The sequence below is a fragment of the Pseudomonas sp. B424 genome (assembly GCF_055408345.1).
The window spans coordinates 88825-101456 of sequence record NZ_JBUZTL010000001.1; the positions used below are offsets into that span (position 1 = coordinate 88825).

12 protein-coding genes are annotated in these 12632 nt (G+C 59.3%); 4 read left to right on the forward strand and 8 right to left on the reverse strand.

Going from position 1 to position 12632, the window contains the following annotated elements:
* Window positions 1-7 precede the first annotated feature (7 nt).
* From ureE to ACZRMS_RS00340, 4 genes are all read left to right on the forward strand, one after another.
* Window positions 8-508: an urease accessory protein UreE gene (ureE, locus tag ACZRMS_RS00325; RefSeq protein ID WP_463993627.1), complete on the forward strand. Its 501-nt coding sequence runs from the start codon at window positions 8-10 to the stop codon at window positions 506-508.
* On the forward strand, window positions 505-1179 hold the full coding sequence (locus ACZRMS_RS00330; protein WP_463993628.1) for an urease accessory protein UreF: 675 nt from the start codon (window positions 505-507) through the stop codon (window positions 1177-1179). The genes ureE and ACZRMS_RS00330 overlap by 4 nt, the downstream gene beginning before the upstream one ends.
* Before the next feature lie 9 nt (window positions 1180-1188).
* Window positions 1189-1797, forward strand: a complete 609-nt coding sequence (gene ureG, locus ACZRMS_RS00335) for an urease accessory protein UreG (RefSeq protein ID WP_463993629.1) — start codon at window positions 1189-1191, stop codon at window positions 1795-1797.
* A 177-nt stretch (window positions 1798-1974) separates the two neighbouring features.
* On the forward strand, window positions 1975-3108 hold the full coding sequence (locus tag ACZRMS_RS00340) for an AGE family epimerase/isomerase (RefSeq protein ID WP_463993630.1): 1134 nt from the start codon (window positions 1975-1977) through the stop codon (window positions 3106-3108).
* 116 nt (window positions 3109-3224) lie between these two features.
* Here ACZRMS_RS00340 and ACZRMS_RS00345 read toward each other — a convergent pair whose 3' ends face one another.
* The 8 genes from ACZRMS_RS00345 to amaA form a co-directional block, all read right to left on the reverse strand.
* On the reverse strand, window positions 3225-4130 hold the full coding sequence (locus tag ACZRMS_RS00345; protein WP_048360303.1) for a cation diffusion facilitator family transporter: 906 nt from the start codon (window positions 4128-4130) through the stop codon (window positions 3225-3227).
* A 70-nt stretch (window positions 4131-4200) separates the two neighbouring features.
* Window positions 4201-4968 carry an SDR family oxidoreductase gene (locus ACZRMS_RS00350; protein WP_463993631.1) on the reverse strand — a complete coding sequence of 256 codons (768 nt, stop codon included), beginning with the start codon at window positions 4966-4968 and terminating at the stop codon, window positions 4201-4203.
* 815 nt (window positions 4969-5783) lie between these two features.
* The gene (locus ACZRMS_RS00355; protein WP_048360305.1) at window positions 5784-6500 is read right to left on the reverse strand and encodes an ABC transporter ATP-binding protein; all 717 of its coding nucleotides are present in this window, start codon (window positions 6498-6500) and stop codon (window positions 5784-5786) included.
* Window positions 6497-7387: an ABC transporter ATP-binding protein gene (locus tag ACZRMS_RS00360; protein WP_463993632.1), complete on the reverse strand. Its 891-nt coding sequence runs from the start codon at window positions 7385-7387 to the stop codon at window positions 6497-6499. Before ACZRMS_RS00360 ends, ACZRMS_RS00355 begins: the two co-directional genes overlap by 4 nt.
* On the reverse strand, window positions 7384-8667 hold the full coding sequence (livM, locus tag ACZRMS_RS00365; protein ID WP_463993633.1) for a high-affinity branched-chain amino acid ABC transporter permease LivM: 1284 nt from the start codon (window positions 8665-8667) through the stop codon (window positions 7384-7386). Before livM ends, ACZRMS_RS00360 begins: the two co-directional genes overlap by 4 nt.
* A 2-nt stretch (window positions 8668-8669) precedes the next feature.
* The gene (locus tag ACZRMS_RS00370) at window positions 8670-9584 is read right to left on the reverse strand and encodes an ABC transporter permease subunit (RefSeq protein ID WP_048360308.1); all 915 of its coding nucleotides are present in this window, start codon (window positions 9582-9584) and stop codon (window positions 8670-8672) included.
* Between the two features lie 235 nt (window positions 9585-9819).
* On the reverse strand, window positions 9820-10956 hold the full coding sequence (locus ACZRMS_RS00375) for a branched-chain amino acid ABC transporter substrate-binding protein (RefSeq protein ID WP_463993634.1): 1137 nt from the start codon (window positions 10954-10956) through the stop codon (window positions 9820-9822).
* A gap of 362 nt (window positions 10957-11318) precedes the next feature.
* On the reverse strand, window positions 11319-12602 hold the full coding sequence (gene amaA, locus ACZRMS_RS00380) for an L-pipecolate oxidase (RefSeq protein ID WP_463993635.1): 1284 nt from the start codon (window positions 12600-12602) through the stop codon (window positions 11319-11321).
* Between the last annotated feature and the right edge of the window lie 30 nt (window positions 12603-12632).

The following is a 12632-nucleotide window of genomic DNA, read 5'->3' on the forward strand; positions in this document are numbered from 1 at the left end:
CCTTCCGATGCTGGTGATTCATCGCAGAGTCCAGTCCCACCCCGTGTGGAGCGCCGAGTTACTCCTGAACTTCGAAGCCCGAAGCAAAAGTCGCCTGCGCTGCTTCAGCAGCAGTGGCGAAGACGTAGGCCTGTTCCTTGAACGCGGTCAGTCGCCGCTGCATGACGGCGAATTTCTCCAGGCCCAGGACGGGCGCATCGTACGCGTCTGCGCCAGCCCCGAAAAACTGCTGCATGTCACCTGCAGCAACGCCTTTGAACTGACCCGCGCCGCCTATCACCTGGGCAACCGCCACGTGGCCCTGCAGGTCGGTGATGGCTGGTTGCGCCTGCTCGATGACTACGTGCTCAAGGCCATGCTGGAGCAGTTGGGCGCGCACACCGAGGCCATCGAAGCGCCGTTCCAGCCGGAACACGGCGCCTATGGTGGCGGTCATCATCACTCCCGTGCGGGTGAGGAAGATTTTAACTACGCCCCACGCCTGCATCAGTTTGGCGTGCGCGCGTGAGTCCGGCCTGGGCGCTGCTGCGTCTGGCCAGCCCGCAGCTGCCAATTGGCGGCTACAGCTATTCCCAGGGGCTGGAAATGGCCGTGGACAATGGCCGCGTGGTTGACCCGGCCAGCGCCGCCCGCTGGATCCGCGACCAATTGCTGCTCAACCTGGCGCGCTTCGAGGCACCGTTGCTGCTCGCCCATTGCCAGGCGGCGGCCGACGAAGACTGGAGCGCCCTGCAGCGGTTTTGCGATGAGCACCGCGCCAGCCGTGAAACCCGCGAGCTGCATCAGGAAAGCCGGCAGATGGGCTACTCCCTGCAACAGTTGCTCACCGGTTTGCCGGAGCTGGACGCGCCTGCACGGCAGTTTCTCGCACAACAGAACGAGCCCCATCTGGCCCTCGGCTGGGCCTTGGCCGCTCGCGCCTGGGGCATCACCCCACAGGACGCGCTGGCCGCCTGGCTCTGGAGCTGGCTGGAAAACCAATTGGCGGTGCTGATGAAAACCTTGCCCCTGGGCCAGCAAGCCGCCCAGCGCATGACCAGTGAGTTGTCCCCCGCCTTGCAGCAAGCCCAGCAACACGCCAGCACCCTCGACTTATCCCACTTGGGCAGTGCCGCTTTCGGCCTGTCATTGGCGAGCATGGCCCACGAGCGCCAGTACAGCCGCCTGTTTCGTTCCTAGGAGAATGCAATGAACACACAGCCTTTGCGTGTTGGCATCGGTGGCCCGGTGGGCTCCGGCAAAACCGCGCTCACCCTGGCCTTGTGCCTGGCCCTGCGCGACAAATACAACCTGGCCGTCGTGACGAACGACATCTACACCCGCGAAGACGCCGACTTTTTGGTGAGCAATGCGGCGCTGGCGCCGGAGCGCATCATCGGTGTCGAAACCGGGGGGTGCCCACATACGGCCATCCGCGAAGATGCGTCGATCAATCTGGAGGCTGTGGATCAATTGAACCGCCGCTTTCCGGGCCTGGATCTGATCCTGGTGGAATCGGGTGGGGATAACTTGTCGGCCACCTTCAGCCCCGAGCTGTCCGACCTGACGATCTACGTGATCGACGTGTCAGCCGGGGACAAACTGCCGCGCAAGGGCGGTCCGGGGATCTGCAAGTCGGACCTGCTGGTGATCAACAAAATCGACCTCGCGCCGCTGGTGGGTGCATCGCTTGAGTTGATGGACAGCGACACGCGGCGCATGCGCGGCGACAAACCCTTTGTGTTCAGCAACCAGAAGACTGGGCATGGCCTGGATGCCATCGTGGCGTTTATCGAGCGTCAGGGGTTGCTGATTTAACCTGTGGGAGCGAGCCTGCTCGCGATGGCATCACTGCGGTTTGCCTGAGGTACCGCATCGTTCCCATCGCGAGCAGGCTCGCTCCCACATTCCCGACCCCACATCAGAGTTGAGATCATCCAGGGAATCACGGTGTATCATGTCGCACAAACGCCCCAGCCGTGACGACGCCCGCCGATGCCTGATGTAGCCCGCTCCGACTTCCCGCTTGAACTGACCGCCACGTTTGCGGCAGTGCAGCAGCACTTTCGCCAGGTCATTGTGCCCCTGTGGCAAGGCCCCGGCTGGAATGCTGATCTGGCGTTGCCGTTTGAGGCTCTCAGCCCCGGGCATCGGCCGTTGCCACCCCAGCGCTATCGCGCCATGGCCTGCGCACGGCAACTGTATCTGTTCGCCAGCCTGATCGACGACCCGGCCTTCCCCGACGCCACGGAGCGCGCTGCGGCGCTGTTCCGCTCGCTGCACCAGCATTTTCACGATGCCGAACACGGTGGCTGGTTCTACAGCATCGACCCCGATGGCGCGCCACTGGATCAATGCAAAGACCTCTACACCCACGCTTTTATCATCTTCGCCTGCGCCCATTACTGGGCCAAAGTGCGCGAGCCTCTGGTGGAGTCGGTGCTCAATGGCGCCCTGGAAGTCGTGGCCCAGCGTTTCAGTGATGGCAACGGTCTGTATGAAGCCAACCTGGAGCGGGACTGGTCATCACGGGGCACCGGCCCGCTGCAAAACCCGTTGATGCACCTGGCCGAGGCGTTCCTGGCCACATTGTCAGTGCGTGACGATGCACCGGTGCACGCCGCGCTGCTGGCGCTGGCTGACGGCATGCAGCAGCGCTTCATCGAGCCTGTGCATAACGTCATGCTCGAAAAGCCGTGCGGGGCTGTGGATAACTGGTTTGAGCCGGGCCATCAGTTTGAGTGGTTCTTTTTGCTGCAATCTTCGCCACTGCTGCGCAAGACACCGCTGTATGGGTCGCTGGACCGTGCATTCGGCTTTGCGGAACAGGTCGGGGTCGATCCGCAGACCGGTGCGGTCTGCGGCATGCTGGCCCCAGACGGCAGCCTGCGCGATGGCACACAGCGCATCTGGGCCCAGGCCGAGTACCTGCGCGCCCTCACCTTGCGGCCCGACAGCCAGCCGCGTCTGCAACGCCAATTGCTGGCGCTGCAACAGAACTTTTTACATGCCGGTGGCTGGTATGAATGCCGGGATGGCGCGGGCAAGGTCAGCCGCGAAGATATGCCGTCGACCACGCCGTATCACCTGGCGACGTGCTACAGCGGGTTGGCGCAATTCCTCAGCTAACACTAACAACTGTGGGAGCGGGCTTGCCCGCGATTCAGGCGACCCGGTTTATCAGATAAACCGCGCCGATCCGATCGCGAGCAAGCCCGCTCCCACAGAAAATTACTTGCCTTGAGTTACGCAATCCACTTGCGATCCCCGGTAAAGCTGATCGTCAGCCAGCGCGCGCTGTCCGCCGCGCCCAACATGCCTGATATCTCTTCACGAAACCCGTCGAGGGTCTTGATGCCGGTCAGTGGATAACCTGCGGGCAACACGATATGGATCTCGATGAATCGCGCCCGTCCATGCTTTTGCACGTAGGTTTTGTAGCCTTCAAAGCCATGCCGCGCCGACACTTCTTCGAGCACGTCACGCACCTTGTCATCCAGCGCATCCGGGGCAATGCCCAGCACGTCGCGCAAGGCCGGCCTGAGGATCTTGAACGCCGGTGCCAGCATGCTCAGGGCCAGCAAAATCAGGATCGCCGGGTCAACGTAGGCCGCCCACTGTGCATAACCTTGCTGCTTGAGGATCAAGGCGGTCACAAAACTTATCAACAGCCCCACCGACAGCATGGCGTCCACCAGCCAACTGATGTTGTCGAACTGGATCAGGGTTGATTTGAGCTTGCGGTTTTTGCGACGGACCCAGAAGTAGTACCCGAACTCGACGACGGTAAACACCGCCGCATAGACGATCACCATCCCCAGCTCGATGTCGCGCCCGCCATTGATGATGCCGAACACGCCGTTAAGAAAGGCGTAGATCGCAATCAACAACAGGAAGCTGCCTTCGATCAACAGCACCATGGGCTCAAGGTGCCAGAAGCCGAACTGGAAACGCTGGTTGCTTTCCTTGGCGATCAACTGCGCTGTGATCAGCATCAGAACTTTGATAAAAGTCGCGATCAAAGAGAAGAACCCATCGAACAGGATGGATTCTGAACCCGAAATAAAACCCGTCACGATGCCCGCAATGGCCACCGCAAACATTAGAACGGTCGATTGTTTGAGCAGTTTCTGCTCACCACGGTTACTCACACAAACTCCTTTTCAGCCCGGTTGAATGCGACCCCCTCAGGAGGTCGCGGGTGGGCTGCCAGGCGTGAGTTTACTCCTTGGCGTTGCGTTCGATGGCGAAACCGCTCCAGGACTGCGTGACGGGCATCAGTTCAAGGCGATTGATGTTGATGTGGGCCGGGGTGTTGAGCACCCAGAAAATAGTCTCGGCGATGTCCTGCGGCTGGATCGGTTCAGCACCTTGATAGGTAGCGTCGTACCGCGCCTTGTCACCGCCGAAGCGCACCATCGAGAACTCGCTCTCGCACAGGCCCGGTTCAATGTTGCTGACCCGCACGCCCGTGCCTTGCAGGTCGCAGCGCAGGTTCAGGGAGAACTGTTTCACAAAGGCCTTGGTGCCGCCGTATACATGGCTACCGGGGTACGGGTAGCTGCCGGCGATAGAACCCAGGTTGACGATCCCGGCACCACGGCCGTAGGCAATCAGCCGTGGCAACAGCAGGCGGGTGGTGAACAGCAGGCCCTTGATGTTGGTGTCGACCATGGTTTCCCAGTCGTCGAGGTCACACTTGGGCGCCGGATCGGTGCCCAGCGCCAGGCCCGCGTTGTTGATAAGCCCACGCAACTTGCTGAACGAAGGCGGCAGGTTGGCAATCGCCGCTTCCATCGCGGCACGGTCACGCACGTCCACCACCAGGCCATGCACCTCGGTCTGTTTGGACAACTCCTCACACAGCGCTTTCAAACGCTCTTCGCGCCGACCCGTCAGCACCAGTTTCCAGCCTGCTTGCGCAAACTTGCGTGCGCACGCCTCACCAAATCCGGAAGTCGCGCCCGTAATAAACAGGGTGGAAGTCATCGTGTTCTCCTTGGCTGGCGGGCATCGGCCGCCGTTGAATTGGACGTTGAGCAGAATGCCCCGACTGGGGGTCAGCGGCAACCCGGCCCTGTATTAACACCTTCAAGCTGTACGAAAAACGATCAGACATCTGTAAGCCACGTAGCATAAGGGCTGGAGCCATATGCGCTCACCTTATCCACAGGGCCGTCCACAGTCTTTGGGGGCAACTCGAAAATGCTCAAAGCCTCTGTCCACAAGGGATAGAGCGCAGGGTGAGGTGTTTTTAACTTGACCTGAACAGGCTCTGCATGCAGACGCCCCAAAAAGGTGCAACCCGGTAAAACCGGCCAGATAGCCAGAGGCCAGTAATTACACCGCCTGCCGCATTCTTTCCAGAGTTTAACCACAGACTTATCCACAGGTTAGTCATCATATTAAGGCGCTCATTATGACTGAACAAACCTGTTGACAAATCACCGGAGCAGCCACTAAAAAACCGCTGGTCGAAAATTAACCACACCGCTGGACGCCTTATAAATAAAGGGCTACAGCCAACTACTCCCACGTTACCCACAGCCACCTCCACAGCAAACGGGGACAAGTCAAAATGATGACAAAACAGGCAATTACAGCGGCTTTATGTCGCGGTTTCACAGAGTTGCAATAATGTTTTCCACAATTTGCGGCGAGGGGGTGTCGGGCAGGAAATTGTCTGACAAAAGATAGGTGGGAGCGAGCCTGCTCGCGATGGGATCGACGCGCTGATTCAAACAAACCGCAGTGATGCCATCGCGAGCAAGCCCGCCCCCACACAGAGAGGTGTGAAATGCCTGCTAATGCCCGCCCAAGTAAGCGTTACGCACCTCCTCGTTGCTCAGCAGTTCCTTGCCAGTGCCGGTCAGGCGGATTTCGCCGTTGACCATCACATATGCGCGGTCGGACAAGCGCAGGGCGTGGTTGGCGTTTTGCTCCACCAGAAAGATGGTCATGCCGGTGGTGGCCAGTTCGCGCAAGGTGGCAAAAATCTGTTTCACCACAATCGGCGCCAACCCCAGGCTGGGCTCATCCAGCAACAGCAACTTGGGGCGGCTCATCAAGGCGCGGGCGATGGCGAGCATCTGCTGCTCCCCCCCCGACATGGTCATGGCCCGCTGGTTACGCCGCTCCTTGAGCCGGGGGAACAACTCGAACATGCGCTGCATGTCTTCGCTGGCGTATTTGTCCCCGATGGGGATGGTGCCCATCAGCAGGTTTTCTTCTACCGACATGTCCGGGAACACGCGGCGCCCTTCCGGCGACTGGGCGATACCGTTGGAGGCGATGTAGTGCGAGGACTTGTGGGTAATGTCCACGCCCTGGTAGATGATTTGCCCGCTGCTGGCCCGGGGCTGGCCGAAAATCGACATCAGCAGCGTGGATTTGCCCGCACCGTTTGAGCCGATCAGGCTCACGGTTTCGCCCTCTTCAATGTGCATCGAAACTTGCTTGAGTGCCTGGATCGGCCCGTAGTGCACGTCCAGGTCCTTGAGTTCGAGGATCGTGCTCGTCATATCAGCTCCTCTTCGTCCGCGCCGAGGTAGGCAGCAATCACTTTCGGGTCGTTACGAATCGCTTCCGGCCCGCCCTCGGCGATCACGTTGCCGTGGTCGAGCACCACGATGTGATCGGAAATACTCATGACCATGCCCATGTCGTGCTCGATCAGCACCACGGTGAGGTCGTGTTCGTCACGCAGCAGGCGAATCATCGCGCTCAACGCTTCGGTTTCCTGTGGGTTGAGGCCTGCCGCCGGTTCGTCCAGACAGATGATCTGCGGGCGCGTACACATGGCACGGGCAATTTCCAGACGTCGTTGCTGGCCGTAGGACAGTTCACCGGCCAGGCGGTTGGCGCAGTCCACCAGGTCGACCACTTCCAGCCAGTAGAACGCGTGGTCCAGCGCATCGCTTTCGGCCTTGCGGTAGCCCTTGGTGTTGAGGATACCGGCGAGCATGTTGCGGTTGACCCACATGTGCTGGGCCACCAGCAGGTTTTCCAGTACCGACATTTCCTTGAACAGGCGAATGTTCTGGAAGGTCCGCGCCAACCCTGAGCGGTTGACCAGGTGAGTACCGCCGAACATTTTGTAAAACAGCCGACTGGCAAATGCCTTGGGCGATACAAAGTCGGTCAACTTGAATGGCTCGCCCAACAGTTTGATCACGTTGGTGCGGGTACCCCGGGCGTTGAGTTCGATCCTGCCGCCGCTGGCTTTGTAAAAGCCGGTCAGGCAGTTGAACACCGTGGTTTTACCGGCCCCGTTGGGGCCGATCAAGGCAAAGATCGAGTTGCGTTTGACCTTTAGGCTGACATCGCTCAAGGCCTTGATCCCGCCGAAATGCATCATCAGCTTGTCGACCGAAAGCACGACATCGTCATTCAGAGCGGGTTCGTTCATGGCGCGACCCCCTTGCGTGGTGTAACCCCGACACGGCTGATCCGGATCAGGCCCCGTGGCCGCCAGATCATCATCAACACCATCAGCACGCCAAACAGCAGCACCCTGTACTCAGCAAAGCTGCGCAGCAGTTCCGGGGCCACGGTCAGCACGAACGCGGCGATCACCACCCCTACCGTCGAGCCCATGCCGCCGAGCACCACAATCGCCAGGATCAGCGCCGATTCAAAGAAGGTAAACGAGGAAGGGTTCACAAAGCCCTGGTAGCTGGCGAAGAACACACCGGCCAGGCCTGCGGTAGAAGCACCGATGGTGAACGCCGAGAGTTTGACCAGCACGTGGTTCAGGCCCATGGAGCGACAGGCGATTTCGTCTTCGCGCAATGCTTCCCAGGCGCGACCAATCGGCATGCGGGTCAGGCGGTGCTTGATGTACAGCACCAGCAGCACCACCAGAAACAGCACGATGTAGATAAACAGGAATTTGATGTTGGGGTTGTAGTCCAGGCCGAAGAACTGATGGAACGGTACCCCGCCCTCTTTGGCAACGCGGCCAAATTCCAGCCCGAAAAACGTCGGTGAAGGCACTGGCATACCATTGGGCCCACCGGTGAACGACAGCCAGTTGTTGAGGATCAGGCGAATGATTTCGCCAAAGCCCAGGGTCACGATAGCCAGGTAATCCCCATGCATTCGCAATACCGGAAACCCGAGAATGCACCCCGCCATTGCCGCCGCAATGGCCGCCAGCGGCAGCACCGACCAAAAGCCCAGCCCCAGGTACTGATAGCCCAGCGCCAGGCCATAAGCACCGATGGCGTAGAAGGCCACGTACCCCAGATCGAGCAAACCCGCCAACCCGACCACGATGTTCAGCCCGAGGCCGAGCAGCACGTAGATCAGGCCGAGAATCACCACGGTCAGGATGTATTTGTTGGCAAAAAACGGGAACACGATGGCAATCACGATCAGCAGCGGCACGATCCAGCGCAGCCGCGATTTGTAATCGGGTGGCAGCACGTGCACACCAGAGCCGGTGGACTCAAAGCTCTGAAGAATTTTCAGACCCCTGGACGTTTGCAGGAACAGGCTCAAGGCAAAGCGCCCCACCATCACAATCGCCACCAGCCAGCCCACACGTGCCGGCTGCAGGTTAAAGCTATAGCCGTCGAGCACTACCCCAACGATCGGCCCGAACACAATCAATGAAATCAACCCGGCAAGGATCGAATCGATAACGCTTTTTTTAATATCAACCGGTTTATTAATGGCTGCAGACATACTTACACCTTCGCCACGAGAGGACGACCCAGCAGGCCTTGGGGACGGAAAATCAGAATCAGCACCAGCAGTGAGAAACTGAACACGTCCTTGTAATCCGAGTTAACCAACCCGGCAAAAAGTGACTCGGAAATACCCAGGATGATCCCGCCGAGCATGGCGCCAGGCAATGATCCAATCCCGCCGAGCACGGCAGCGGTGAACGCCTTGATGCCGATAATAAAGCCGGCATAAAAGTCGAACGTGCCGTAGTTCATGGTGATCAACACACCGGCCAGCGCGGCCATGGCAGCACCGATCACAAACACGTAGGAGATCACCCGGTCGGTGTTGATCCCCAGGATCGAGGCCATCTTGCGGTCTTGCTGGGTGGCGCGGCACATGCGGCCCAGCTTGGTGTACTTGATGATGTAGGTCAGCAGGCCCATCCCCACGAAGGCCGCGATCAGAATGAAGACTTTGGTGTAGGTGAGCTGTACAAAGCCGGTGCCAATATCCACGCGCCAGGAACCGCTCAGCAGGGTTGGAACCCCTTGTTGGCGCGAGCCTTGGGCAATTTGCACGTAGTTTTGCAGGATCAGGGAAATACCGATGGCGCTGATCAGCGGCGCCAGCCGTGTGGAGTTTCGCAGAGGTTTGTAAGCCACGCGCTCGATGACCCAGCCATACACGCCGGTCACCACAACGGTGAAAATCAAGGTACCCAACATCAGTAGCGGGAAGGATTCAATACCGAAGTATGCCAACAGAGCCAGACTGATCGCCGCGAGGTAAGCAGAGATCATGTACACCTCGCCATGGGCGAAGTTGATCATGCCGATGATGCCGTAGACCATTGTGTAGCCGATGGCGATCAGGCCGTACACAGACCCGAGGGTCAGGCCGTTCAGCAGTTGCTGTAGGAAAATACCATCCATAACGCAATCTCACGCACTGGAGCCATTGCACAGACGCAAGCCATCCACGCCGTCAGAGGACAGCTTGGGTGGCAGGGTATGCGCGACTCCTGGAAAAGAAGACAGGTGATGCCGATTTGCCTCCGATGCCCCGGGTCCGCAGAAGCTGGCGCAGACTGTGATCTTTTGACCGTTTAAAAGATCACAGGCTTAGCCAGCTCCTGCGGAATCAGGGAATCAGCAGGAGCGATCTATCTCACTTCTGTTTTTCCAGCTGGTGATATTTGCCGTCTTTGTCCCACTGATAAACCACGTAGTCAGAGACTTTCAGGTCGCCTTTACCGTCCCAGTTTTTTTCACCCATTACGGTTTTAACCGGGTTGGCCTTGAGCCACTTGGCTGCGTCTTCGCCTTTGTTGGATTTGGCGCCATTGAAAGCGTCAGCCAGGGCCTGGATCGAAGCGTAGGCGTACAGGGTGTAGCCTTCAGGCTCGGTGCCTGCCTTGCGGAACTCTTCAACCACCACCTTGCTGTCCGGCAGCAGGCGCGGGTCGGCGCCGAAGGTCATGTACACGCCATCGACATACTGCGGGCCACCGGCAGTGGCCACCAGTTCGTCGGTCACGATGCCATCGTCCGACATGAATTTCACATCCTTGAGACCCGCTTCACGCAGTTGGCGGACCAGCGGACCGGCCTCAGGGTGCAGACCACCGAAGTACACAACATCAGCACCGGCGCCGCGGATCTTTGTGACCAGCGCACTGAAGTCTTTTTCACCCCGTGTCAGGCCTTCTTCCAGGATGGGTTTCACGCCGCGCTTGGTCAGCTGTGCACTGGTGGCATCGGCCAGACCTTTGCCGTAGGTGTCCTTGTCGTTGATGACCGCCACTTTCTTGCCCTTGAGCACGTCGACTATGTAGTCGCCTGCAACGATGCCTTGCTGATCATCACGCCCGCACATACGGAACACTGCATCCAGCCCACGCTCAGTGACCTGCGGGTTGGTCGAGCCCGGCGTGATCATGATCACACCCGCATCGGCATACACCTCGGAAGCAGGAATCGTATTCGAAGAGCAGAAGTGACCGACCACACCGATTACTTTGTCCTGATCGACCAAGCGGTTGGCCACAGCCACGGCCTGCTTGGGTTCGCAGGCATCGTCGCCGGCCACCAGCTTGATCTTCTCGCCGTTAATCCCGCCCGCCTTGTTAATTGCATCCGCAGCCGCCTGCGCACCCTTCATGTACTGCTCACCAAATGCCGCGTTGGCGCCAGTCATCGGGCCCGCCACACCAATTTTCACATCTGCCTGAACAAACGAGGAAACGCCCAAAGCAGCAGCCACTGCGAGGGCCAGAAAACCTTTCTTGTAGAACGTCTGCGACATGAGGTGGTGCTCCTGAGGTTTTTTAGATGGCACTTCGACTTCACCTAAAGCGCAGAGCAAGCCGCGTGCCATTGGTTTTTTATTCTTAAAAAAGCCGTTGTCTTGTTGTTATGCCGACTGTTTCGAGCCCATTTTCATTGGGCGTGCAACCGTCTAAACCGAGGAAGGTGAAACCAATCACTTTCTGCCAGTACCACCATCTGCGACAAACGTTGCAACCGGGTTGCCCTGCATCGTGCAACCATCCTGTAACCGCCTGCGTCACCGAACTGCACACTCTCGGTGCGTAATTGCTACGCGCCGCACCACTAGAGGCTAGCCGCTGTACGAACAAACGCCGTACACGCGGTGAAAAAACCCTGTCAGATCACAATTCTTAAACACTGGCCGGCGTGATACAGCGAAAAACCGGCTTCGTATAAACAACTGCGCAGCCCCGTGCCAGACAGCGGGCGCATCGGCGCAAACGGAATCGGCAGTGCCTTGGGGTCGCCGCTGCACAGGTAGTCGGCAAAGGCCTTGCCCACCACGCTGCCCGTGGTCACGCCCCGGCCGTTGTAGCCGGTCACTGCCACCAAACCGGGCGCGGGCTCGAACAGACGCATCAAATGATCGGGAGTAAACGCGATGCAGCCGGTCCAGGTGCACTCCCACTCCACGCCCTTGAGGTACGGAAAGTAGTGCTGTTGCACACGGTCGGCCCAGGTCTTGAGAAACCACGCAGGCTTTTGATTGCCATTACCCAGACTGCCCAGCAGTAAACGGCCGTCGGCATCGCGGCGAATGCTGCTCAACACCTGACGGGTGTCCCACGAGCCCTGGCCGCCGGGCAAGATACGTTCGGCGGAGGCGTCGGTCAGTGGCCTGGAGGCGACCTGGTAGTAGTAACCAGGGAAAAAGTTACGTCGCAAGTCAGTCCATTCGCCTTCGGTGTAGGCATTGGATGCCAGCACCACCTGCTCGGCACTCACCGCCCCCAAAGCGGTTTGCACCGACCAGCGCTGGCCCTGGCGCTCAAGCCCGGTCACGGGCGAGTGGTCAAACAGCTGCCCGCCCAGATCACTGGCGGCCTTGGCCAGGCCCGAGGTATAGGCCATGGGGTTAAGGGTTCCGGCGCGACGGTCGAGCAAGGCGGCGGCTATTTTTGTGGTGCCGGTGGCCGCTTCGCACGCAGCTGCGGTGAGTAACTCCACGGGCGCCCCGCGACGCTTCCATTGCTCTTCGCGGCTTCGCAGATCGGCTTCGCCCTTGGCGTTGTGGGCCATATGCAACGTGCCTTCGCGGCGCAGCTGACAGTCGATGCCGTATTTGTCGATCAGGCTGAAGACCAGAGCAGGCGCGGCGCCGAGCATACGATTGAGCTGGCTGCCCACGACCTCGCCGAAACCGGCTTCGATATCATCCGGCGGGATCCACATCCCGGCGTTCACCAGCCCCACGTTGCGCCCCGAGCCTCCGTGCCCGGTGCGATGCGCTTCGAGCACGCACACGCTTTTGCCCTGTTCGAGCAAGTGAATGGCGGCTGACAGACCGGTGATGCCGGCACCGATCACACACACATCAACACTCAGTTCGCCCTTGAAGGTGGGCGCCTGAGGACGTTGCGGCGTTAAGTTTTCCCACAGACATTGTTCTTGTAGAGGCATTGCCAAGCTCCAGAAATGAAACCTAACGGT

Excerpts from the sequence above, each read along its gene's own strand:
- ACZRMS_RS00340 (WP_463993630.1), top strand. The coding sequence starts at position 1,975 with ATGCCTGATGTAGCCCGCTCCGACTTCCCGCTTGAACTGACCGCCACG.
- livM (WP_463993633.1), bottom strand. The coding sequence starts at position 8,667 with ATGTCTGCAGCCATTAATAAACCGGTTGATATTAAAAAAAGCGTTATC.
- ACZRMS_RS00375 (WP_463993634.1), bottom strand. The coding sequence starts at position 10,956 with ATGTCGCAGACGTTCTACAAGAAAGGTTTTCTGGCCCTCGCAGTGGCT.
- ACZRMS_RS00350 (WP_463993631.1), bottom strand. The coding sequence starts at position 4,968 with ATGACTTCCACCCTGTTTATTACGGGCGCGACTTCCGGATTTGGTGAG.
- ACZRMS_RS00370 (WP_048360308.1), bottom strand. The coding sequence starts at position 9,584 with ATGGATGGTATTTTCCTACAGCAACTGCTGAACGGCCTGACCCTCGGG.
- ureG (WP_463993629.1), top strand. The coding sequence starts at position 1,189 with ATGAACACACAGCCTTTGCGTGTTGGCATCGGTGGCCCGGTGGGCTCC.
- amaA (WP_463993635.1), bottom strand. The coding sequence starts at position 12,602 with ATGCCTCTACAAGAACAATGTCTGTGGGAAAACTTAACGCCGCAACGT.
- ACZRMS_RS00355 (WP_048360305.1), bottom strand. The coding sequence starts at position 6,500 with ATGACGAGCACGATCCTCGAACTCAAGGACCTGGACGTGCACTACGGG.
- ACZRMS_RS00360 (WP_463993632.1), bottom strand. The coding sequence starts at position 7,387 with ATGAACGAACCCGCTCTGAATGACGATGTCGTGCTTTCGGTCGACAAG.
- ureE (WP_463993627.1), top strand. The coding sequence starts at position 8 with ATGCTGGTGATTCATCGCAGAGTCCAGTCCCACCCCGTGTGGAGCGCC.